Genomic DNA, 23,968 nt, shown 5'->3' with positions numbered 1-23,968 from the left:
TAGGGTAAAAAGGTGAAAAATATAATAAATAGGCTAAAAAAGGAAGAAATCCTTTTATTTTTTTACCATTTTACTTTCTTCACTTTAATTATTTTTGTATCTTTGCACCGAACCCCAAGCACAATAAATTATGAAGAGACTATGGCTAATCATCATGCTGCTGGCTCCTCTGGCTGTGTTCGCCCAACAGATTGTTGTGAGCGGCAGTGTAACGAATGACAAGACGGGCGAAGGTTTGCGACAAGTAAGTATATCTGCCGGCCGCGTGTCGGTAGTCACTAATGAAGACGGCGCTTTCTCGCTGAAGCTCGATCAGCTGCCTACTACCATCACGGTATCGCATATCGGATATAAGACACGCAAGGTGGCGCTGACAGAGGGTAAGGCCGAGAACTTGAAGATCAGCTTAGCGCCAACGACCATCCAGCTGCGTGAGATTGTGGTAACGAAAGCTAACCCCAGGGAGCTGGTAGACATCGCCATCAAGAAGATTCCCGACAACTACAGCAAGGTGCCAGAACTGCTGCAGACGTTCTATCGCGAGACGGCCATGAAGCGCAAGCACTATATCTATGTGGCCGAAGGTGTGGAGGATATGTACAAGACACCTTACACCCGCAACATAGGCAGAGACCGAGTGGCGATTGTGAAGGGACGCCGTCTGCTGAGTCAGAAGCAGGGCGACACGCTGGGAATCAAGGTGCTGGGCGGGCCAGTGCTGCCGGTGCAGCTCGACGTGGTGAAGAACCAGGAGATGCTGCTGAATCCGGAAGACCTCGACGCCTACGACTTTGCCATGGGTGTGCCGGAGTATATCAACGACCGCCTGCAGTATGTGGTGAAAATCTCGCCGAGATATCCGATGCCCTATGCCCTCTATAACGGCACGCTCTACATTGACAGTGAGCGACTGGCCTTTACACGCATTGAGCTAGACCTCGACATGAGCGATAAGGACAAGGCCACACGGACCATGCTGGTAAAGAAACCTATCGGCGTGAGGTTCAAGCCCCGTGAGCTGTCGTGCGTGGTTGACTATCGCTATGAAGACGGTGTGACGCGCATCAGCTACCTGAGGAATATCTTCCGCTTCAACTGCGACTGGAAGAAGCGCCTCTTCAGCACCTCGTTTACCGCAACCTGTGAGATGGTGGTGACCGACAGTCAGTCGGATAGCGTGCTGCCGATAACGAGTCGTAACTCGTTCGACTCAAGGGATGCGTATTATGACAAAGTAGAATATTTCATGGATCCGGAATACTGGAGCAAATATAACATTATAGAACCGTCGGAATCGCTGGATAAAGCCATTAAGAAACTGGTAGCGACATACCGACGAAACTGAATGATAAGTTTAAAGTGAAAAGAATATATATTGCAACTCTCTTTGTAGTAAACTGTTTTGTTGGTTTGCAGGCGCAGACCGACAAAATTGTTTCTGATACTATAGTAACTGATACCATGGCGGTAGAACTGCCGTGGCCGCAGAATATCCAGGCAAGACTCGACTCGCTGGTGCAAGACCCGCTGTTGCAGCGGACACAGCTCGGACTGATGGTGTATGACCTGACGGCCGACTCGACGCTCTATACATTCAATGCCAAGCAGACCATGAGGCCCGCCTCGACCATGAAGCTGCTGACGGCTGTGACGGCCATCGACCAGTTGGGGGGTAACTATAAATTCCGCACCACTCTGCGCTATAAGGGCGAGGTGAGAGACAGCGTGTTTACGGGCGACATCTATTGTGTGGGCGGCATGGACCCCATGTTTGAAAGCAAGGACATGAAGGCTTTTGTAGAGAGCGTAAAGGCTCTTGGGGTGGACACCATCCGCGGGCGACTGGTGGCCGTGAGCAACTTCAAGGAGGAGAACTTGCTGGGCGAAGGCTGGTGCTGGGATGACGACAACCCGCAACTGGCTGCGCTGCTCGTAGATAGGAAAAATGAGTTCATGCCCCGCTTCGTTCAAGGGCTGCGTGATGCCGGTATCGTAGTTGAGGCGCCCTGTAGCAGCGATGTGGTGCCCAGGGATGCGCTGACTCTCAGCGTGTGTAGTCATTCCATCAAGGAAATACTGGAGCCCATGCTGAAAGAGAGCGACAACCTCTATGCCGAGTCGATGTTCTTCCAGATAGCTGCCCTTCAGGGAGTGCGCCCTGCTAAGGCTGCGCATGCCCGACAGCTGATAAAGAAAACATTGGGCAAGGCGGGGGTGAGTGAGATTCCCTATAGAATAGCCGACGGTAGCGGACTGTCGTTATACAACTATGTGACGCCCGAGATACTGACCCGTCTGCTGACTTATGCCTATCGCAATACCAACCTCTTTATGAATCTCTATACAGCACTGCCCATTGCCGGTCAGGACGGTACGTTGAAGAAACGTATGAAGGAGCCTGAGACCAATGGTAAGGTGAGGGCCAAGACGGGTACGCTGGCGGGCATCTCGTCGCTGGCGGGGTATGCCATGACGCCCAACTACCACATGCTGGCTTTCTGCATCATCAACCAGGGAATCATGAAGAACGCTGAGGGCCGTGGCTTTCAGGATAAGGTATGTGCTGCACTTTGTAAGTAAGAAAAAGAATAGAATATGGATAATAAGCAAGTAAACGATTTATCGCTTGCTACTGAAAGGATGCAAGAACAGATATTAGTAAGGATAACAGGTCAGGATCGCCCGGGACTCACAGCTTCTGTGATGGCGATTCTCGCTAAATACGATGCGCAGATACTTGACATCGGTCAGGCCGATATACATTCAACTCTCTCGTTGGGTATTCTCATCCGTATGGACGAGATACACTCGGGACAGGTGATGAAAGAACTGCTGTTCAAGGCCACCGAACTGAATGTGAACATCGGATTCTCACCTATCAGCGACGATGAGTATGAGGACTGGGTGGGGCATCAGGGTAAGAACCGTTATATACTGATGGTGATGGGACGCCAGTTGGAGGCCCGCCAGATAGAGGCTGCCACGAGGGTGATAGCCGATCAGGGACTGAACATTGACAGTATTCTGCGCCTTACAGGTCGCAAGAGTATCAAAAACCCCTCTAAACATACCCGTGCCTGCATAGAGTTCTCACTGCGTGGTGAGCCCGCTGACCGTCAGGAGATGCAGTCGAAACTGATGAAACTGTCGAGTGAGATGGAGATTGACTTCTCTTTCCAGAAAGACGATATGTTCCGTCGCATGCGCCGACTGATTTGTTTCGATATGGACTCTACACTCATCCAAACGGAGTGTATCGACGAGCTGGCTGAGCGTAACGGGGTAGGAGCTGAGGTGCGTGCCATCACAGAGAGTGCCATGCGTGGCGAGATAGATTTCAAGGAGAGCTTCACCCGTCGTGTGGCCTTGCTGAAAGGACTCGACGTGAGTGTGATGCAGGAGATTGCCGAGAACCTGCCCATCACTGAGGGTGTAGACCGACTGATGACTATCCTGAAGCGTTGTGGTTATAAGATAGCCATCCTCAGCGGTGGATTTACCTATTTCGGTGAATACCTGCAGCGTCGCTATGGCATTGATTATGTGTATGCCAACGAACTGGAGATTGGCGAGGACGGTAAACTCACTGGCCGTTATGTGGGCGAGATCGTTGATGGCCAGCGTAAGGCTGAGCTGCTGAAGCTTATCGCCCAGGTGGAGAAGGTGAATCTGGCTCAGACGATTGCCGTGGGTGACGGTGCTAACGACCTGCCCATGATCTCTGAAGCTGGTTTGGGCATCGCCTTCCATGCCAAGCCTCGTGTGGTAGCTAATGCTAAGCAGAGCATCAATACCATCGGTCTCGATGGTGTTCTCTATTTCCTCGGCTTCAAGGATTCGTATCTCGGCGATCAAGGAAAATTGTAATTTATAATTAGGCACGGATTAAACGGATTAACACGGAATTGTCTTTTTCTTGATACGAAATCTGCAATAAGATAACAGCGTAATCCGTGTAATCCGTGCCAAAGATTTGATTCGATGGAATTTGCAAGCGCGTTGTTGGAATGGTTCCGTGAGAACGGGCGCGATCTGCCCTGGCGACAGACTAGTGACCCGTATGCCATCTGGCTCTCGGAGATTATCCTGCAACAGACTCAGATAAAGCAGGGCTGGGACTATTGGGAGCGTTTTATGCGCCGCTGGCCCAGCGTGGAGAATCTGGCGGCAGCTACGGAAGATGAGGTGCTGCGGGAGTGGCAGGGCTTGGGCTACTACAGTAGGGCACGCAACCTGCACTTTGCTGCCAAGCAGATCGTAGCTCTTGGACGTTTTCCCAGTACCTTGGAAGAGATTAAGCGATTGAAGGGTGTAGGCGACTATACCGCTGCTGCCATTGGCTCTATAGCTTTCGACCTGCCTGCGGCGGTGGTTGATGGTAATGTATACCGTGTCCTCGCCCGTCACTTTGGAATCGACACTCCTATCAACACTACGGAAGGAAAGAAAGTGTTTATGGCGATGGCGCAGAGTCTGCTACCACCGAAAGAGGCATCAGCCTATAATCAGGCAATTATGGACTTTGGGGCTATTCAGTGTACGCCCCAGTCGCCTCGATGTCTGCTCTGCCCTTTGGCTGAGAGTTGCGAGGCTCTACGCTCAGGCAGGGTGGGTGAGCTGCCTGTGAAACTGAAGACGCTGAAAGTGCGTGAGCGCCACCTTATTTATATATATGTGCGCTGTCATGGTGAGACTGCTATTCGCCGTCGTGGCTCAGGTGATATCTGGCAAGGACTGTGGGAACCGGTGTTTGCCGAGACTCCCGCTGATGTTCCGGCCGGTGCCTTGTTGTTGCGCCAGAATGTGAAACATGTGTTGACTCACCGTATTATATATGCCGACTTCTACCTGTTGGAAGTCGGAGAGAAGCCAGTGCTTCCCTCTGATTATATATGGATTCCCGAATCCGAGATAGATAACTATGCCTTACCTCGACTGATTGAGATCATGCTCGAAAATATTACTAACAATTTTAATCTATTATGAAGAAGTTGACGATTCTGATGACAGTATGGCTGACAATGGCCGCTACTGTCCAAGCACAGGAAGAGCCTAAACTCGTTGTTAAGCCTTCCGGACGTATCCTCATGGATGCTTCCTATGTAGATTCAGAGCATCAGGAGGACAAGTTGAAAAGTGGTGTTGGTATCCCTGACATGCGTGTGGGCGTGGGCTTCACCTATGGCCAGTGGAAGGGAAAGATTGACATGGGCTATGCCTATGGTAAGGTGAACATGAAAGATGTGTGGATACAGTATGACTTTGATAAGAAGAACTTTGTGCGTGGAGGCTATTTTATCCACCAGTACGGCTATCAGAGTTGTACCAGCTCGTCGTTCAAGGAAACGATGGAAGAGCCACAGAGCAACGCTGTGTTTAATAATGACCGCATGCCGGGTCTGATGTTCGAACATACCGACAACTCGTTGCTGGCCACGCTTAGTCTGGTGGTTGAGACCGATGCCATGAAGCAGACCACCGACCAGACAGGCGATGAGGCTGTAGGTGCCCTGACTCGTCTGGTATATCATCCTTATACCGAGCGTGGCAGGATGTTTCATGTAGGTATAAGTGGTGGCATCGAAGGTGCTCGCTATAGTAGCGACGAGACACTGAACCACAAACAGTTCACACTCACCAGCCGTTGGCCTATGCGTGTGGCTAAGGTCAATGCTCAGCAGGCGGTGGTTACAGATGCCAAAGTGATGTATAAGTTCTCGCCCGAGGTACTCTATTCCTCTGGACGCTTTGCGGTGGCGGGTCAGTACTTCTGGAACAGGATTACCCGCGAAAACGGTTTGCAAAGCTTTACGGGCAGTGGCGCTTATGTCACCCTGCGCGGTCTGATCAAAGGGCGTAATTACAGCTATACGATGACCGACGGCGGTCTGGCTACACCAGATCCGGGCAATATGGAACTCTGTCTGCAGTATAACTATACGTCGCTCTCTGATGCCAGTGCAGGCATCCGTGGCGGCTATCTTAGCGATTGGGCGCTCTGCTACAACTATTACCCTAATAAGTATATGATTTGGCGTGTGCGTGCCTCATGGACCAAGGTTACCAATCGCAGTGGCTTTGATGATAATAGCGCAACCATTCTCGAAACCCGTTTCCAAGTTAAGTTCTAATATATTAACATTAAAAATCCTGATTATGAAAAAGCTAATGATGATGGCTGTCTTCATGGTAACAGCCGTATGTGCCCAGGCACAGAGTGATGCAGAACCGTATTTCACCACAAAGGAGATGCCCGACATGCTTAAGTGGTGTCCTGCTCCCCCTGATACTGTAGGAACTCACTTTGCCTATGATATCATGCAGTATTTCTGGGGAAAGGAGATGAGAAACTGTAAGGAACGTGCCGACATTGCTATCCGCGATGCCGTCTATGGACTCGATTGTATTATTCGTGAGTTCAGCGAACCTTTCGGACTGACAATCTCAAAAGAAGAAACACCTGAGATCTATAAGGTGATGCGCGATGGTACGGCGACTTGTGACAGTATTTGTACACTACCCAAACGCTACTACATGCGTAAACGCCCCTTTATGCGCTTCCACGAGCAGACGCTCACACCTGATGACGAACCGGCATTGAGCCGTAATGGCAGCTACCCGTCAGGTCATACATTGCTTGGCTGGAGTTCTGCTCTGTTGTTGTCTGAAATCAATCCCGAGAGAGCCGACACGATTCTGGCTCGTGGTTTGATGTATGGTGACAGTCGTGTTATTGTTGGAGCTCACTGGCAGAGTGATGTTGATGCAGGACGTCTGGCGGCTTCGGTGGCTTATGCCCGTCTGCATACCAGTGAACGTTTCCTTTCACAGATGCGTTTAGCTCGTCTGGAGTTCCGTGTTAAGACGGGTCTTGCTACGCCCGCCGAAATCAAAATGTACAAGAAGTCTCATGCTAAGAAATAAAAAACAAAACCGCGTTTCTTACGCGGTTTTGTTTTTTAGATATTCTGCAAATATCCTTGCGGCGCTTTCCACTTTGGCGACGCAAGGTCTTGTCTTGTAATATTCGGCTGTACGCTCTGAGGCAACATAGTTGCATGCCGCCTTTTCGTAACCTTCCAGTCCCAGTATCTCGGCGCATATCAAGCTGCCGTTCTCCTCTTTCGATTTCGCCAGCAAGTCCTGCACCACCTTGTAGCAGGCACTCTTACCCTCACGGTCTGGGCCTTCCGTCTGTCCGCAGTCGAGACCTACAAGCATCACGATGCCCGACACGGCGCCGCACATCATCCTCATACGTCCTACACCGCCACCAAAGCCTGCGGCTATCTTCTTGGCCAACGTATCATCAAGTCCATATAAGTCGGCAAACGCCGCCACCACACTCTGGCAGCAGCCATAGCCCGCCATAAAGTTCTCTACAGCCCGTTCTACTCTCTCGTCTAATTCTTCATCAGTCATGTTCTTATTATTTTTTTTTAAGACATAAAAGGAGCATACTCATCAAGAGAATGCTCCTTCTTATTGATGTAAGAGGGCTGCGATTACTCGGCAGCCTCTTTCTCTACTGCACGGAAGCTGTCGAGATCCTCTACCTGGAAGTTCTTGATGTAAGCAGCCTTACCGCAAACATCCTCCTCGGTCATGCGAACATAGACGTTGGCGCTCTTCTTGAAGAGCTCAGGAGCCTTGCTGGCATCGCGGATGATAAGCAGCGACATCACGAGCTCGGCAGTCATATCGTAGAGACGACGAGCCAGGAAGTCCTGAGCGTCCTGATTCTCCAGAGCCTTGACATTAGCCAGAGCCTCCTCGTAAACGGGGATGAGCTTCTCGACACGAGCCTTCAGACCAGCTACGCAGTCGCAGCACTCGATAGAAGCAGCCATCTCCTTGATGTTGTTCAGCATGGTGCCGTTGGTGATGTAACGGATAGCAGCCACTACCTGCAGCTGAGTGGTACCCTCGTAGATAGAGAAGATACGTGCGTCGCGGAACAGGCGCTGGCTCTTGTACTCCATGATGAAGCCCGAACCACCATGGATGCTGATAGCATCGTAGGCGTTCTGGTTGGCATACTCGGAGTTCATACCCTTAGCCAGTGGGGTGAAGGCATCAGCCAAACGCTGGTACTTCTTCAGCTCCTGCTTCTCCTCGGGTGTGAGCTTGCGGTCGCGCTCGATATCCTCGAGGCATTTGTATATGTCTACATAAGCGGCTGTCTCGTACAGCAGTGAACGACCAGCATCGAGCTTAGCCTTCATGCGAGAGAGCATGTCATAGACAGCGGGGAAGTTGATGATAGCCTCACCAAACTGCTGACGCTCCTTGGCGTAAGCCAGTCCCTCGTTGTAAGCCTCCTGCTCAACACCTACACTCTGTGCGGCGATACCCAGACGGGCACCGTTCATCAGAGCCATCACGTACTTGATCAGACCGAGACGAGTGCTTCCGCAGAGCTCTGCCTTAGCATTCTTATAGGTGAGCTCACAGGTAGGTGAACCGTGGATACCCAGCTTGTGCTCGATGTGACGAACGTCAACACCACCCTGGCGCTTGTCGTAGATGAACATCGACAGACCACGTCCGTCCTTGGTGCCCTCCTCAGAACGAGCCAGCACGAGGTGGATGTCGCTATCACCATTGGTGATGAAACGCTTCACACCGTTCAGGCGCCAGCAGTTCTCCTTCTCGTCGAAGGTAGCCTTCAGCATCACGCGCTGCAGGTCAGAACCGGCATCTGGCTCAGTCAGGTCCATTGACATACCCTCACCAGCGCAAACACGGGGGATATACTTCTGGCGCTGCTCTTCGCTACCGAACTCATAAAGGGTATCGATACAGCTCTGCAGACTCCAGATGTTCTGGAAACCAGCATCGGCAGAAGAAATCATCTCAGAGAGCATTGAGAATACGGTGTTAGGCAGGTTCAGACCGCCGTAACGACGAGGCATAGAAACACCCCACAGACCAGCTTTACGGGTGGCGTCGAGGTTCTCGTAAGTCTTAGAGGCGTAGATCATACGACCATTCTCGAGGTGTGGACCTTCGAGGTCGACGCTCTCAGAGTTTGGCTCGATGATATTGGCAGCCACGTCGCCAGTGATGTCGAGAATCTGCTTGTAGTTCTCAATGGCATCGCCCAGGTCAACGGGGGCGTAGTCATATTCCTTTGCATCAGCAAAGCCTTTTTCCTTCAGCTCAACGATACGAGCCATCAGGGGGTGGTTCAAGTAGAACCCGATCTCAGGATGATCGCTATAATAATTTGCCATAATTACTTCGAATTTTGCTTATAGTATTTAATGAGTTTGGGAACTACCTCCTCTACGGTACCAACGATTACGTAGTCGGCGATTTTGTTGATAGGAGCATCGGGATCGCTGTTGATAGAGATGATGATACCAGAGTCCTGCATACCAGCGATGTGCTGAATCTGTCCAGAGATACCACAGGCGATGTACACCTTGGGGTGAACGGTAACACCTGTCTGACCAATCTGACGGTCGTGATCCAACCAACCAGCATCTACAGCGGCACGAGAACCACCAACCTCACCATGCAGCACCTTAGCGAGCTCGAACAGCTGGTCGAAGTTCTCCTTGCAGCCCATACCGTAACCACCGGCTACAACGATAGGCGCACCCTTCAGGTTGTGCTTAGCAGCCTCAACGTGGTGGTCGAGCACCTTCACTACGAAGGCCTCGGGGCTAACATACTTGCTTACCTCTGGGTAAACAACCTCCTTGCGGCACTCGCCATCGTACAGAGCCTTCTGCATTACGCCAGAGCGTACAGTAGCCATCTGTGGACGGTGGTTGGGGTTCACGATGGTAGCTACGATGTTACCACCGAAGGCAGGACGAATCTGATAGAGCAGGTTCTCGTATGTCTTGTTGTTCTTCTTATCCTCGAAAGGACCAATCTCCAGCTCTGTGCAGTCGGCAGTCAGACCTGAAGTCAGTGATGACGATACACGTGGACCGAGGTCGCGACCGATAACGGTAGCACCCATCAAGCAGATCTGTGGCTGCTCCTCCTTGAAGAGGTTAACCAGAATATCAGTGTGAGGAGCTGAGGTGTAAGGGAACAGGTCCTTAGCGTCGAAAACAAACAGCTTGTCAACACCGTAAGGCAGAATCTGATCCTCAACCTTACCCTTGATGCCAGTACCGGCAACAATGGCGTGGAGCTCAACCTTGAGTTCATTGGCGAGCTTGCGACCCTTGGTCAGCAACTCCTGAGATACTTCCTGTACCTGAGTACCTTCAATTTCGCAATATACAAATACGTTATTAGCCATATCTCGTTATCCAATGATTTTCTCGTCCAACAATTCTTTGATCATTCCCTCGATATCAGCATCAGAAGCCGTCAAAGTCTTCGACTCCTTAGCCTGGAACACGATGTTCTTGATGGCCTTTACCTTGGTTGGTGAGCCATTCAGACCGCACTGGTTTACATCGCCATCCACGTCGGCCACGCTCCACTGGTTCAGCGTGAGCTCAGGGCGCTCGTCGTACAGATAGTCGTAAGCAGTACCCTCGGCAGGACGCTCCATAGGACAGGTAGCGCGCTTATACTTCATCACCAGCTTAGCATTCTGGGGGCGACAGGGAGCTGCGCTTCCGTTAACGGTGATAACAACAGGCAGAGGAGCCTCTACAGTCTCTACACCACCATCGATCACACGCTTGATAGTAGCCTTACCATCCTTTACTGAGAGAACCTCCTCAGCGTAAGTAACCTGGTTAAGACCCAGTTTCTGAGCCACCTGAGGACCTACCTGAGCGGTATCACCGTCGATAGCCTGACGACCACCGATAACGATGTCAACATCGCCAATCTTCTTGATGGCAGTAGCCAGAGCGTAAGAAGTAGCGAGGGTATCAGCACCTGCGAAGAGACGGTCGGTAAGCAACCAACCTGTATCAGCGCCACGATAAAGTCCCTGACGGATGATCTCACCTGCACGTGGGGGACCCATCGTGAGGATTCCTACTGTTGAGCCTGGGTTCTGCTCCTTCAGGCGAAGGGCCTGCTCCAAGGCGTTCAAATCTTCTGGATTGAAGATGGCGGGCAGGGCAGCGCGGTTTACGGTACCTTCGGCTGTCATTGCGTCCTTACCCACGTTTCGGGTGTCTGGCACTTGCTTGGCCAGCACAACAATCTTTAAAGCCATATAATATTAATAATGTGTAAATATTGATGTCCTTTTTTTAATCGAGCGCAAAGGTAGTTCTTTTTGAGGATATAGCCAAATAAAATGCACAAAAACAATTGAAATGTGCACAAAAGAGCCGATTTGTGCAATAATAACTTCATAGCTATAGTAAATTTTTCACTATTCGCTATTCACTTTTCGCTTTTCTTTGTATCTTTGTCCCCGTTTTCTTAAGATAGATTGTTATGACAAATGGTATTTATACGATTCTGTTGCTCATTATGAGCAATGTGTTTATGACCTTTGCCTGGTATGGGCATTTGCGCCTTCAGCAGTCGGGTATCTCTACCAACTGGCCCCTCTATTTGGTGATTGCCTTCTCATGGATGATAGCATTCTTCGAATATTGTTGTCAGGTTCCTGCCAATCGTCTTGGCTTTGTTGACAATGGCGGACCTTTCAACCTTGTTCAACTCAAGGTGATTCAGGAATGCATCTCTTTGGTGGTCTTTGCAGTTATAGCCAACTTGATCTTTCAGAAGGAACAGTTACACTGGAATCATGCCGCAGCTGCCCTTTGCCTGATAGCTGCCGTCTATTTTGTATTTATGAAACCATAAATAAAGATTCCCGCCAATTGGCGGGAATCTTTACTATCATTGTTGCTTGTCGATATACTTCAGTATTTCTGCACGTTCGTCAAGTTCTTTGATACCATCAGTATCGGGAATAGTGTTGCCATCCTCGTCGTAGTCTGATCCCTCATAGAACGAGTGGAAATTGTCAACATACCAATCGTCGCGTTCAAATACCAAGTCGAGAATCACCTTCTGGTCGGCATAGTTATGAATGGTCAGCGTTACGGTAGCGGCAGAGTCGCTGATACTGTTCACCTGATCTAACTCATATCGCCACTCGGGGTCAATGTCTTGCCCCATTACCCAGTGATCGAAGTCGCGATAGATGGTACCGTCCTTTTCGCTCAGTTCCTGCGCTTCGCTGTCGAGTCTCAGGAAACTCAGTGAACAGCATAGGCTGTCGTTCTTGTAACTGTAGATTGTGTCAATACGCTGTGAGATATACTCCTGCGAATGTTTGTCAAAAGCAGTCGTGTCTGTACTCGAAGCGTAAACATAATCGTTAGTTCCCTGCTTGTTGCCACAAGCAGACATGACGATGGCAGCCACGGCTACCATACTGAAAACAATCAGTTTCTTCATCATTTCAATCTCTCTCTAATATATTTTGGTTTATAGCTATTTGGCCGCAAATGTACAACTTTATTTTTAAATAACCAAAATAAATCTAAGAAAATCAACGTCTGGGCTGATTTGCTATCTCTTGAGATAGGAGGCGAGTGATGAGTGGTTCTGTTTCAGACCCTTGGCTAGGCTACGGGCATTCATCTGGGCTCCCTTGTAGGAAGTGTGTGTGTGGTCGTGGTTGAAATAAACGGCGGCCTTCTGCTTACACTTCTCAGAATCGCGTCCGGCATATTTCTTATCCAAGAAATCGGCAGATATGTTATGAACGTCGATAAATTCTACGCCAGTCTGACGGATGACCTCGCGATACCAACGGCCATAGCTGTCATCGCGGCGCTCAATCTTGCCACCAGGCCATTCGTTGCGTGGTGTGAGAGAGAGTAGGATGGGGGTGGCTCCCTTCTCGCGAACATCGTCGATGAATTTCTTCAGATACCAGCCGAAGGAGTAGATGAGCTCATAGCGCCCTTCATCCTCAATCTGATAGACATGACAGGTGTCTTGGGCGTTGGCAATGACGGCGCGTGCCTTTTTACTGGTTAAGTCGCCAATGTCGTTGTGACCAAACTGTAGCAGCACGAAATCGCCAGGCTGAAGACTGTTATAGATTCGTTCCCAACGGCCTTCGTTCAGGTATTTACGTGTGCTGCGCCCGGCAATGGCCTGATTGGTGACGGTGATCTTGAGAGTGTCGAACACAGTGTTGGCTAGTGCTCCCCAGCCCCACATGCCAGAATGGTCGGACTTATCGATGTTCTTCACGGTGGAGTCGCCACAGATAAACACCACGGGTTTGCCTTTCTGACGCTTTACGTTTGCCATAGGCGGTGCCACACCTACCATCATCTGTTGCAAGGGCTTGAGTTGGGGATTGTTTGAATAGTAGATTCCCTCAGCGGCAGAGCGGGCGTTAAGGCGGGCTCCGAAGGCAGAGGTGTGAATCTTGTCGCCGTAGAAGTGGTATTTCTGTTTCCAGAGGCTATAGCTGTCGAGTTTTGCACCCGAAATCTCATTCAGGTCGACGAAAGGCACACCTTCAGTAGCAGCGACGTAGGCCGCCCACTGGGTTTGTGGTTTGCGGATGATAAGTCCTTTATCGTCGCGGGCATCACGCGGGGTGAGCGACATGAGGATGGGGTTGGCTCCTGCCTCACGGATCTCATGGATATAGCAGCGCAGGTAGTGCCCATAGCTATAGACGGTGTCGGGGATTTGCTTGCGGAGGTTGAAACCTACTATCATTGTGTCTTCGGCCACACCGTCGATGACACCACGGGCACGCTTTGCATCAAAGAAGTCTGCATGGTCGTTATGACCTATGGATACGATAACCCAATCTCCAGGTTTCAGGGCTTGGCGAACGGCTGGCCACAGGTCGGTATAGAAGTTGCGGGTAGACATACCACCCAGAGCCTGATTCTCAACGGAAATCTTACGGCCGTCGAAGAAATCACTAGCATAGTAACCCCAGCCCCATTGGCCGTTGTTCCCATTGCCCAAAGTGCCGTTGCGCATGGTACTGTTACCTATCAGGAATAGTACTGGATTCAATCCCTGACGGGTGGAACCGGGGGCTGGGCGATTCATCAAAGCCTTGGCGATGGAGTCGGGCGTGTTGTCTATCACCTTTTCTTCACCTCCGGGCGTGGGCAGATCGTCGAAACGTTGTGCATTGATTTGCAGGACATAATAAGTTGAGAGTGCTATAAGCAGTAGTAGTCTTCTCATCATCGAAAATATTTTTAAGTGTTTGCGCTGCAAAGTTAATAAGAATTTTGCAAATTACAAAATTATTCGAAACTTTGAGCATTGCCCGAAGGTACTTTCGCTCGAGAAAACCCAAATAAAATTTGGATTTCTCCTCGCTTATTCGTACCTTTGTCGGCGTTATGATAGATAGAGCGACGATAGATAAAATCATGGACGCCACGAACATAGTCGACGTGGTGGGAGAGTTCGTGACCCTGCGAAAGGCTGGTGTGAACTATAAGGGCCTGTGCCCCTTCCACGACGATACCACCCCTTCGTTCATGGTGTCGCCATCGAAGCAGATATGCAAGTGCTTTGCCTGTGGAGAAGGTGGAACAGCTATCAACTTCCTCATGAAGCATGAGCAGATTACTTATCCGGAGGCCCTGCGCTGGTTGGCAAAGAAATACAACATCGAGATACAGGAAAAAGAACTGACAGACGAAGAAAAGCGGGAGCAGAGTGACCGTGAATCGATGTTTATTGTCAACGAGTGGGCACAGAAGTATTTTCAGGATATGCTGAAGAACGACCCTGACGGCATCGCGATAGGCAAGCAATATTTCCGTAGCCGAGGCATCCGTGATGATATCATCGAGAAGTTTGGACTAGGTTATGCCCTTCAAAAGCGCGATGCTCTTGCCCTTGCTGCTCAGAAGGCAGGGTATCAGGTAGAGTTTCTTTTAAAGACAGGTCTGTGTATTGATGGTGAGAAAGGCATTCATGACCGATATGCAGGGCGTGTGATCTTTCCTTGGCTGAATGTGAGTGGAAAGGTAGTGGCCTTTGGAGGCCGACTGCTTGACTCGCGTACTAAGGGTGTGCAACAGAAGTATGTGAACTCGCCCGACTCGGAAATCTATCATAAGGAACGCGAACTCTATGGACTCTATCAGGCCAAGAAGGCCATCGCCAAGGAGGATTGTGTGTTTATGGTAGAGGGTTATACCGACGTGATAGCCATGCACCAGTGCGGACTGGAGAATGTGGTGGCTAACTCGGGTACGGCACTCTCTATCCACCAGATTAAACTGCTAAGGCGGTTCACGCAGAACATTACCTTATTATATGATGGTGATGAGGCCGGTATCCATGCTGCCATGCGCGGTACCGACATGCTGTTGGAGGAGGGTATGAACATCAAAGTGCTTTTATTGCCTGACGGAGACGATCCCGACTCATTCAGCCGTAAGCACTCTGTCCAGGAGTTTAAGGAATATATTGAGCAGAACCAGACAGACTTCATCACCTTTAAGGCTAAGGTTACGGTTGAAGGCATCACTGATCCTGTGAAACGCTCTGAGGCCATCAGCGGCATCTTGAAGAGTATCTCGGTGATTCCTGATAAGATGTTACGTGACGAATATGTACGTATCCTCTCTCAGCGACTTCAACTGAAAGAACAGACCCTCGTAAATGCGATGAACGATATGATTCGCAAGAGTCATGAGGAGAAGGAGAAACAGGCTGAGCGTGACGCAGAACGTCAGAGCTCTGAGAATGCCTCCCCGACATTTATCGGTCTGCACACCATCGATGAACAGACCCACGAGGTGGAGCGTCTGTTGGTGCAGTGCATCATCCGTGATGGCGAAAAAGTAATATATAAGGATATTGAGACCGAAGACGGAGGAAAAACCGATTTGACGGTGGCTCAATATGTGGCTTTCGACCTCGGATCCGACGGGCTCTCCTTCCACGACGACCGATATAACCAGATACTGCAAGAGGCCGTAGAACATAGTGGCGAGGAAGGCTTTAAGGCTGAGACCTATTTTATGCAGCACTCTGACATCCAAATCAGTCAGCTGGCTGTAGAACTTGGCATCGACCGTCATCAGTTGGGTAAGAGCTTCCAGTTGAAAGACCGCGATGGAGCCTTACTGCAACATGTGCTCCATCTGGTGCTTGACTTGCGACTCGACATCGTGGAGAAACGACTGAAGGATATTCAGGCCCAGCTGAATACGGTGGGCTCTGATATGGAGAAAGTAAAGGCCTTGTTGGCCGACTACAAAGAGACTCAGCTGTTGCGTGACGCTTTGGCCAAACAACTAGGCAATGACATAGTAGTATAGGATGATAAGTTGGAAACTCATATTATTCAGTGTCTATCAGATAATCGTGATTGTGGCGATTATCCATGTGATACTCGACAATCGTCAACCTGCGAAGACGATGGCTTGGGCACTGGTGATATGGTTCGTACCTGTGGTGGGTATCGTGTTCTACCTCTTTTTTGGCATCAACACCCGCAAGGAGCGCTATGTGAGTGAGCGCAGCATGAACCTGCTGACCAAACGCTCCATGCTGGAGTTCGCTGAGCAGCAGGATCTTAAGCTACCCGATAAGCACAAGCCACTGATCGATCTTTTCGTGAACCAGAGCCTGGCATTGCCTTTTAAAGATAATGAGGTGGATATCTGCACCAATGGCTATCAGTTTTTTACCGCCCTGCTGGCTGATATACGGAAGGCCAAGAGCCATATACATATCGGTATGTATATCATTGCCGACGATGCGCTTGGCAGACTCTTCAGCGATGCCCTGATAGACAAGGCGCGTGAGGGTGTCGAGGTAAGACTGATATACGATGATGTGGGATGCTGGAAGGTGAGGCACCGCTTCTTTGAACGTATGCGTGAGGAAGGTATCGAGGCAGTGCCGTTCATGCCGGTACACTTCCCGCAGTTTACGAGTAAGGTGAACTATCGCAACCACCGTAAGATCATTGTCATCGACGGACAAATAGGCTATATTGGCGGCATGAACATCGCCATGCGCTATTGCAGCGAGTCATGGCGTGATACCATGTTGAGGGTGACGGGTGGCGGTGTCTATGGACTCCAGCGCGCTTTCTTGGTCGACTGGTATTTCGTTGACCGCTCTTTGTTGTCTGATAGGAAATATTATCCCCCCATTGTCGCCGATATTGCCAACGACGTGATTGCTCAAGTGGTAACCAGTGGGCCGGTAACGCCCTATCCTGAGATTATGCAGGGCTTTGTGCGAATCATTCTGGGAGCCCGTCGCTATCTGTATATCGAGACACCATATTTCCTTCCCAACGACTCTGTGCTTTTCGCTTTGAAAACAGTGGCCTTGGCCGGTGTTGATGTCAGGGTGCTCTGTCCCTTGCACAGCGATGCCCGTTTTGTGGAGTGGGCCAGCAGGTCGTATCTGCGTGAAGCCATGGAGGCCGGTGTACAGGTGAGTCTCTATGAAGGCGGTTTTCTTCATTCAAAGCTGATGGTATGCGACGATGCTATTTCCACCTGTGGCTCTACCAATCTTGATTTCCGTAGCTTTGAGAACAACTTCGAGGCTAACATCTTTTTCTTCGACGAGCAAGTTGCTTTGCGCCTGAAGGATGTCTTCCTTCAGGATATGACACATGCCAGACTTTTGTCGGATATACCTGAACGAATGAACGCGAAGTTCCTCGCTCGTCTTTGGGAGAGCCTTACAAGGATGCTTTCCCCGTTGCTCTGAAAATCGAGAAGTTCACGCTGCCATAGCTGCGATGCTCTACGAAATGGAGATCGTTTGAGAAGTCGTAGTCCTTGCCGTGCTCAAACACAAAGACCCCATCGGGCTTCAGCAGTCCTTTCTCGAAGATAAGTGAGGGAATGGTGCCAAGCTCTTTGAGCGCATAGGGAGGGTCGGCAAAGATAAAGTCGAACTGATGCTTGCACGACTTAATGAAGCGGAACACGTCGCCGCGGATGGGCACGCATACCTGGGTGTTGAGCTTCTTCAGACATTCCTGTATGAAACGGTGGTGATCGCGATCCATCTCTACACTGAATACATGACTACAGCCACGCGACACTAGTTCGAGCGATATGCTGCCGGTACCAGAGAAGAGGTCGAGAGCCGTGGCATCCTCAAAGTCCATGTAGGCAGTCAGGACATTGAAGATGTTCTCCTTGGCAAAGTCGGTAGTGGGCCTTGCCTTAAACGAACGGGGAATGTCGAAATGCCGTCCCTTGTATATGCCAGTGATTATTCTCATCGTCCTTTAGTAAGTAATGTCATGAGGTCATAGGGCATGCCGGCAATCTTGGTGGAAGGTGCCTGCTGGAAGTCGGCAGAGGAATTGATGACGTATGCCTTCTGCAGATAGCGTTTCAGCTCAGGAACCAACCAGTCCTGTTCGGGAATGTTGCCTACGATGTGCAGCTCGTCGTGTTCTGCTTCCAGGTGAAGCTGTTTCCAAACGTAGAGCAGGAAGTAGAGTGCATCGTGAGCATGCGAGGCCTCAAAGGTGTTGCAGAACTTGAAGCGGTTCTGCTGGAAACTGAATACATCGAGATGCTTGTTGTGGAAATAAGCATAGAGCTTATTGCGGTGACCTGTAAAGCTGCGCTGATGCAGATGGTTCCATACAGGCACCATAGCATGGATAAACTGAACGTCGTCGAAGCGGTCGTCGATGGCCCCCTGTACCTCCTTGACGATTCCGAACAGGCATACCGTCTTCAGATTGGGCAGCACATTGTAGTGCACGATGCGTTTTGCCGACTTCATTGGCAGGGCGTGGTTGAGGATGGTTTCCATGTCGTCTTCCTCAAACTGCTCGATAGGCACCAGTATCGATGGGGTGTCGACCAGCAATTGGCAACGGCGGATATCGGGCGTCAGCAGTTCAACGCTCTTGAAGGCCTCTCTCAGGTTGGCCGTCATAGAGATGCCGCCCCTCACGATGTAGGGCTCGAAGATGATGGGACGCTCCGTGTTGGCAGCGTCGTGCATCGTAAAGGAAAGTGAACTCTTTCCCAGGCGTATGGTCATCTTCCTGTTCTCCATTATTTTGCATTAATTACGCTGGCCACGCAAAGCACCAACAGTGCTATGGCGACTATGGCGAGGATGATATTCGTCAGTTTATTGTTCAATTGCATAATCGGTTGCAAAGATACGAAAAAAGACACAGATATCACAGATTCTCGCAGATTTTTTTTATCTTTGTGCCCGTTATGATTCAAGACGAGCTGAAATACCGCATCCTGCAGACGTTCGGATTCGCGCCTACGGCAGAACAAGCCGAGGCCGTCGACGTGTTTACCCGGTTCATGACTGATCGCGACGAGCATGTGGTCATGATTCTGCGTGGCTCTGCCGGAACGGGTAAGACCACGCTGGCTGGTGCCATGGTCAGGGCCATGAAGAGTCTGAAGCAGAAGCTTATCCTGCTGGCACCTACGGGGCGTGCTGCCAAGGTATTCTCCCTGAATGCAGGTTCTGCGGCCTATACCATCCATCGTCGTATCTATCGGCAGAAGTCGGCGGGCGACCTCTCGGCTTTCAATCTCAACGACAACCTGAACCGCGACACCTTATTTATAATAGATGAGGCTTCGATGATTTCTAACCTTGGCTTGGGCGAGTCGGCCTTCGGCAGCGGCTGTCTGCTCGACGACCTGATGCGGTTTGTGTATAATCATCAGAACTGCCGTATGCTGCTCATAGGCGACAAGGCACAGCTGCCCCCTGTGGGCGAGGAGGAGAGTCCGGCCTTGATGGCGGGTATGCTGCGTGCTTATGGCATGAAGGTGTATGAGTGCGACCTCAATCAGGTGTTGCGCCAGAGTGAGGACTCGGGCATACTCTCCAATGCCACGATGATACGTCAGATGGTGACATACGACGAGATGACCCGGTTGCCGAGGATACGCTTCAAGGGTTTTGCCGATATCCAGGTTGTGCCAGGCGACGAACTGATAGAACAGCTGGCCAGCAGCTATAGTCGTGTAGGGCTCGACGATACTATCGTCATCACACGGAGCAATAAACGGGCTAACATCTATAACCAGGGCATCCGTAATACTGTGCTCGATCGTGAAGACGAACTCTGTCGGGGCGACCAGCTCATGATTGTGAAGAACAACTATTTCTGGACAGAAGGGTCCAAGGAGATTCCTTTCGTTGCCAATGGCGACCTGGTTGTGGTACAGCGGGTGAGGAACGTGCATGAGCTCTATGGCTTCCGTTTTGCCGAGGTCACCATGCAGTTTCCCGACTACGACGACTACGAACTCACGGCCACCGTCATCATGGACTCGTTGACTACAGAGGCGCCGGCCTTGACCCGTGACCAGCAGGAACAACTGTATAATGCCGTGATGGACGACTATGCCGACGTTTCCCTTAAGGCCGAGCGCATTAAGAAACTGAAGGGCGACCGTTATTACAATGCCCTTCAGATCAAATACGCCTATGCCGTCACCTGCCACAAGGCGCAGGGTGGCCAGTGGGCACATGTGTATATCGACCAGGGTTATATGACCGACGATATGCTGACCCCTGACTATATCCACTGGCTCTATACGGCCTTCACCCGAGCCACGGAAAAACTCTTCCTCGTAAACTGGCCTAAAACCCAGATGGAAGAGCCTCTGATGCCTTGAATCAGATATATTGTACACCGGAATTGCTAAAGATTGTACACCTAAGTGCCTGATATTACACCTTGTATTATATATAATTATTAACTTTGCGTCACAAATTCAACCATTATAAATAAATCAAAAAAACAACAATGAAAAGAAATCTATTCAGTATTATGTTAGGAGGGGTGCTTGTGCTTACCGCTCCCGCGTTGACAAGCTGTGATGACATCCTTGGTCTCTCAGACAATCCCGTAGAGTCGTCGGCCCTTGCCGAAGCTATCAAGGATGGTGCCGAAGTAACCATTGACATGAGTATGACCGGCAATGTGGAAGGGGAAAATTTCTCCTTAGACGCGCAGGTGACGTATGAGAAGAAGAACGGTCAGTATGTCTTTAAGACAGCTACTGCGGATGCGGGCCCAGACGTAGAGGTCGATGTGGACGAAGAAACTCTGGAATTGCTTGCTCAGCACTTCAGACTGAAGTATGAGAAGAGTAGCAATCAGATAAAATTCATAGGCAAGCTATTTATTGAGGGTGAAGAAATTGAAAGCTCTATGAGCATGCTCTCTTCTATCATTGTCTTCGATGTTGACAATGACACGTATCAGCAGTTTGGCTATCCCTGCCCTATGACCTTTACGTTTAAAGGCATCTCTGTAAATGGCGTTGACAAGACCAAACTGATTAAGAATTCGTATAAGGAGACAGTCAAGGCTATTCGGTCTATGGTTATGTCAAGAGCTGTAGCCGGCACCAGATATGTCGATCCGGAGACTCAGTGGCTTTCTGTATATTATAACGACGGCGAGACCTGGGCCGACGTGAACGATAGGTATACCAAGATAGCAGGTGAGGCCTTGTTCAATGGCGGTGTTGACCCTGATCTTGATGAAGCTGTAGAAGGCTCTGTCGTGGTGAATGGTGAGCCTGCAATGAAGTTTAACTTGCGTTATAAAGATGATAACACTAATGTGAAATACGGTGATAAGGTAGGTTATAAAGACAAAGCCGAGCATCCCGTATATGAATTTAGGATTTTTAATCAAGGTACATGATAATATCCCAAGTCCCCTGACATAAGAGGGGGTGGAAAAGACAGAAGGCTCTCCTGCAATTAGGAGAGCCTTCTGTTATGTTGTTAGTGGCTTTGACTTGTCTGATACTCTGTCGGCGACAGACCTGTGCTTTTCTTGAATACGGTCTGGAAATAGTTGCGTGTGTTGAAACCGCACTGCTGGGCTATCGTCTCGTTGCTCCAGTCGGGGTGGCTTTTCAGCAGCTGTTTGGCCGCCTCAATGCGATGGAAGGTAATCCACCTGCTGAACTGCTCGTGGCTGGTGGTCTTCAGCCAGTTCGTCAGCTGGTAACGAGGTACGCCGATCTCCTGGGCCACCGTCTTGATGGTGATACCGCTGCGCAGATGGCCGCCTTGGGCGAGCCAGTGGTCGGCCGCTTTGGCGATGCGGTGTGTCGTGTCTTTGCTTGTCGCCTTTTTGTTTTCACGGGCGTCGTCCTCCACTTCCTGTTGCACTTCCTCTTCGTTCTCCTCGGCCTCACGCATCTGCATGGCGGCATTGGTGCGTATGTAGCCCACGAACTGCAGCCACATGTAGAAGATGCTTCCCACGAAGAGTAGTCCGTATGCAGACAGTATCAGTCCTGTATGATATATCAGTACGGGCACCAGCAGGGCCAGAACGGTGAGCACCATGATACTGTATTGCATCCATCTGAGCATGTTGCTCCGCTCGCGGTCGAAGTAGTTGGCTAGTGCTGCCCTCATGCGGTGGAGCTCTGTGAGCAGCAGGTAGGTATAACATACCTGCATTGTGATGTAGCATACGCTTGCCATCAGTGCCGCCTGACGCATCTCGGGCGTGTCCGACAGCAGGGGCTGGCCGTTCATCCCTGCCGCCGTCAGCATGATGGCGGCTGCGGCAGCCAGGGCTACGGGGCCAACAAACCATTCCCGCCAGCGTATTCGCCCCTGCCGTTGCAGGTTGAGCATGCTCAGCGAGATGAGCGTTGAGCAGGGAATAAAGAAAAGCAGGTTGATGATTACCGCCTGAGTGACGCCCATCGCCCGGAATCCATAATGGTATTGTAGCGAGAACTGCATGCCCAACAGTGCCAGTCCGCCAGCCATCAGCCAGCGTGAACGGTTCACCACACGGTCGTCGTTCAGCCACTTGGGCATCCAGAATGCCAATGCCATCGTCATCAGTGCCATCAGCATCACCCCTGTATATTGCATATCCTCAACCATAACCTGATTTCTTGAAAAAACGTCTACAAAGATACGAAAATTCTTTCAATATAATGCGTTTTGGTGTACAATTTCTTTGTTTTTATGGTAAATTATACACCAAACAGTTAAAGATTGCACACCAAATGACTTGTTTCTGTAACTTGTGTCGTGTATATTTCGTAACTTTGTGGCACAAATTCAACCATTACAAATAAATCAATAAACAAAAATGAAAAAGAATCTTTTTAACATCCTGTTGGGAGGGGTACTTGTGCTTACCACTCCCGTGCTGACGAGTTGTGATGACATCCTTGGTCTTTCAGACAATCCTGTAGAATCAAATTCCGTACTTGCAGAAGCTCTTGATGAGGGTGCAGTGGTAACCATCGACATGGCTTTTACTAGTTTTGCGTTGAAAGGTGACGCTGAAGATTTGCAGGTGAAGTTTAAGAGACAGAACGGAAAGTTTGTTCTTAAGTCTGTAGAATTAAGTGAGGGCTCAGATAAAGAGGAAGACATTGAAGAGGCCCTGGGTAAGACCAAACTGACGTATGATGCAAAAGACGATCAGATCAGACTTGTTGTTGACACAAAGATGGAATTCGGAGAAGATGGGTATCAGGAGCTGACCTCTTCGATCATTGTCTTCAACCTTGCCAACAACACGTATGAACAGTTCGGTTATCCCCATATGCTCATCCTCGATTTCAAAGGCATCGCCGTTAACGGTGTTGACAAAACCGACCAGATTGAAAACTTAAATAAAAAATCGGTTGAAGTTGTCTATCCTATTATGGTGAAGGATCTGGTAATTGATGTTGTTCCGGTAGGATCAAGAGGTGTGGATGCAGAGATATCTTCAGTTCGTAAAATTCCGATGATGCTGGCTCCTGTCCTTTGTGTGCAATATAACGCAGGTGAGACATGGGCTAAGGTGAACGAGAGATACATCAAGCATGCTGGCAAGGCCCTGTTCGAGAATGATCTTGACGATGATGCCGATGAGCCTGTAATTGGAACTTTGGCTGGAGTGACGTCGTTTGTCATGGTTTACTATAATAACAATGAAACGGTGAAGTATGGTGATAAGGTTATCAACGAGAGCAGTGACGGTTCACCCGTCTATGTGCTTGGCAAAAATAAAGCTAGCTTAAAAGATTAGCAAACTCCCCGGCTTAAGAGGCAT

Annotated in this window: 21 protein-coding genes; 12 read left to right on the top strand and 9 right to left on the bottom strand. The window is 49.9% G+C overall.

What is annotated here, in order from left to right; all coding sequences use genetic code 11:
- The first annotated feature begins 130 nt into the window (after positions 1–130).
- The 6 genes from BMX82_RS11845 to BMX82_RS11820 all read left to right on the top strand — a co-directional run bounded on the left by BMX82_RS11845 (position 131) and on the right by BMX82_RS11820 (position 6,924).
- Positions 131–1,345 (top strand): carboxypeptidase-like regulatory domain-containing protein, encoded by a 1,215-nt coding sequence (locus BMX82_RS11845; protein ID WP_091769234.1) that lies wholly within the window; start codon positions 131–133, stop codon positions 1,343–1,345.
- A 14-nt stretch (positions 1,346–1,359) separates the two neighbouring features.
- A complete protein-coding gene (gene dacB, locus BMX82_RS11840; protein WP_177172099.1) occupies positions 1,360–2,580 on the top strand; it encodes a D-alanyl-D-alanine carboxypeptidase/D-alanyl-D-alanine endopeptidase in 1,221 nt (406 codons plus the stop codon).
- A gap of 15 nt (positions 2,581–2,595) precedes the next feature.
- Positions 2,596–3,867: a phosphoserine phosphatase SerB gene (gene serB, locus BMX82_RS11835; RefSeq protein ID WP_177172098.1), complete on the top strand. Its 1,272-nt coding sequence runs from the start codon at positions 2,596–2,598 to the stop codon at positions 3,865–3,867.
- Positions 3,868–3,981: 114 nt separating this feature from the next.
- Positions 3,982–4,986 carry an A/G-specific adenine glycosylase gene (mutY, locus tag BMX82_RS11830; protein WP_091769231.1) on the top strand — a complete coding sequence of 335 codons (1,005 nt, stop codon included), beginning with the start codon at positions 3,982–3,984 and terminating at the stop codon, positions 4,984–4,986.
- Positions 4,983–6,131 carry a porin gene (locus tag BMX82_RS11825; RefSeq protein ID WP_036909750.1) on the top strand — a complete coding sequence of 383 codons (1,149 nt, stop codon included), beginning with the start codon at positions 4,983–4,985 and terminating at the stop codon, positions 6,129–6,131. Before mutY ends, BMX82_RS11825 begins: the two co-directional genes overlap by 4 nt.
- Before the next feature lie 25 nt (positions 6,132–6,156).
- Positions 6,157–6,924: an acid phosphatase gene (locus tag BMX82_RS11820; RefSeq protein ID WP_177172097.1), complete on the top strand. Its 768-nt coding sequence runs from the start codon at positions 6,157–6,159 to the stop codon at positions 6,922–6,924.
- 18 nt (positions 6,925–6,942) lie between these two features.
- Here the strand turns inward: BMX82_RS11820 and BMX82_RS11815 are convergent, their stop codons facing one another.
- The 4 genes from BMX82_RS11815 to BMX82_RS11800 form a co-directional block, all read right to left on the bottom strand.
- Complete coding sequence (locus BMX82_RS11815) at positions 6,943–7,422, bottom strand: C-GCAxxG-C-C family protein (RefSeq protein WP_036909749.1); 480 nt, start codon at positions 7,420–7,422, stop codon at positions 6,943–6,945.
- A gap of 83 nt (positions 7,423–7,505) precedes the next feature.
- Positions 7,506–9,236, bottom strand: coding sequence for an acyl-CoA dehydrogenase family protein (locus tag BMX82_RS11810; RefSeq protein ID WP_091769224.1), 1,731 nt, complete (start codon positions 9,234–9,236; stop codon positions 7,506–7,508).
- Between the two features lie 2 nt (positions 9,237–9,238).
- Positions 9,239–10,264, bottom strand: a complete 1,026-nt coding sequence (locus BMX82_RS11805) for an electron transfer flavoprotein subunit alpha/FixB family protein (RefSeq protein ID WP_091769221.1) — start codon at positions 10,262–10,264, stop codon at positions 9,239–9,241.
- Positions 10,265–10,270: 6 nt separating this feature from the next.
- Positions 10,271–11,143 (bottom strand): electron transfer flavoprotein subunit beta/FixA family protein, encoded by an 873-nt coding sequence (locus BMX82_RS11800; protein ID WP_036909744.1) that lies wholly within the window; start codon positions 11,141–11,143, stop codon positions 10,271–10,273.
- A 227-nt stretch (positions 11,144–11,370) separates the two neighbouring features.
- Here BMX82_RS11800 and BMX82_RS11795 point away from each other — a divergent pair, with 227 nt between their 5' ends.
- A complete protein-coding gene (locus BMX82_RS11795; RefSeq protein ID WP_036909742.1) occupies positions 11,371–11,745 on the top strand; it encodes a DMT family protein in 375 nt (124 codons plus the stop codon).
- Between the two features lie 36 nt (positions 11,746–11,781).
- Here BMX82_RS11795 and BMX82_RS11790 read toward each other — a convergent pair whose 3' ends face one another.
- Both BMX82_RS11790 and BMX82_RS11785 read right to left on the bottom strand, forming a co-directional pair.
- Entirely contained in the window at positions 11,782–12,345 is a 564-nt protein-coding gene (locus BMX82_RS11790) for a hypothetical protein (protein WP_218142023.1), read from the bottom strand.
- 114 nt (positions 12,346–12,459) lie between these two features.
- The gene (locus tag BMX82_RS11785) at positions 12,460–14,121 is read right to left on the bottom strand and encodes a GDSL-type esterase/lipase family protein (RefSeq protein ID WP_410524416.1); all 1,662 of its coding nucleotides are present in this window, start codon (positions 14,119–14,121) and stop codon (positions 12,460–12,462) included.
- A 158-nt stretch (positions 14,122–14,279) separates the two neighbouring features.
- Here BMX82_RS11785 and dnaG point away from each other — a divergent pair, with 158 nt between their 5' ends.
- Together dnaG and cls are read left to right on the top strand one after the other, a co-directional pair.
- A complete protein-coding gene (gene dnaG / locus BMX82_RS11780; protein WP_091769216.1) occupies positions 14,280–16,217 on the top strand; it encodes a DNA primase in 1,938 nt (645 codons plus the stop codon).
- 1 nt (position 16,218) lies between these two features.
- Positions 16,219–17,631 carry a cardiolipin synthase gene (gene cls / locus BMX82_RS11775; protein WP_036909736.1) on the top strand — a complete coding sequence of 471 codons (1,413 nt, stop codon included), beginning with the start codon at positions 16,219–16,221 and terminating at the stop codon, positions 17,629–17,631.
- Here the strand turns inward: cls and BMX82_RS11770 are convergent.
- Together BMX82_RS11770 and BMX82_RS11765 are read right to left on the bottom strand one after the other, a co-directional pair.
- The gene (locus tag BMX82_RS11770) at positions 17,603–18,154 is read right to left on the bottom strand and encodes an RsmD family RNA methyltransferase (protein WP_036909735.1); all 552 of its coding nucleotides are present in this window, start codon (positions 18,152–18,154) and stop codon (positions 17,603–17,605) included. The two genes, cls and BMX82_RS11770, sit on opposite strands and share 29 nt — an antisense overlap.
- Positions 18,151–18,948 carry a DUF3822 family protein gene (locus tag BMX82_RS11765; protein ID WP_091769213.1) on the bottom strand — a complete coding sequence of 266 codons (798 nt, stop codon included), beginning with the start codon at positions 18,946–18,948 and terminating at the stop codon, positions 18,151–18,153. Before BMX82_RS11765 ends, BMX82_RS11770 begins: the two co-directional genes overlap by 4 nt.
- A gap of 170 nt (positions 18,949–19,118) precedes the next feature.
- Here BMX82_RS11765 and BMX82_RS11760 point away from each other — a divergent pair, with 170 nt between their 5' ends.
- Complete coding sequence (locus BMX82_RS11760) at positions 19,119–20,549, top strand: ATP-dependent DNA helicase (protein WP_036909733.1); 1,431 nt, start codon at positions 19,119–19,121, stop codon at positions 20,547–20,549.
- A gap of 131 nt (positions 20,550–20,680) precedes the next feature.
- Complete coding sequence (locus tag BMX82_RS11755; protein ID WP_143058368.1) at positions 20,681–21,589, top strand: hypothetical protein; 909 nt, start codon at positions 20,681–20,683, stop codon at positions 21,587–21,589.
- Between the two features lie 83 nt (positions 21,590–21,672).
- On the opposite strand, the gene BMX82_RS11750 is transcribed toward BMX82_RS11755, so the two are convergent.
- On the bottom strand, positions 21,673–22,800 hold the full coding sequence (locus BMX82_RS11750; RefSeq protein WP_036909729.1) for a helix-turn-helix transcriptional regulator: 1,128 nt from the start codon (positions 22,798–22,800) through the stop codon (positions 21,673–21,675).
- A gap of 211 nt (positions 22,801–23,011) precedes the next feature.
- Between BMX82_RS11750 and BMX82_RS11745 the strand changes: the two genes are divergently transcribed.
- Positions 23,012–23,944: a hypothetical protein gene (locus BMX82_RS11745; protein ID WP_036909728.1), complete on the top strand. Its 933-nt coding sequence runs from the start codon at positions 23,012–23,014 to the stop codon at positions 23,942–23,944.
- The last annotated feature ends 24 nt before the right edge of the window (positions 23,945–23,968 follow it).

Source organism: Prevotella sp. khp7, from assembly GCF_900109055.1.
Lineage (GTDB): Bacteria > Bacteroidota > Bacteroidia > Bacteroidales > Bacteroidaceae > Prevotella.
The sequence above is the reverse complement of the archived record's forward strand: the minus strand, read 5'-3'. Positions and strand labels throughout refer to the sequence as shown.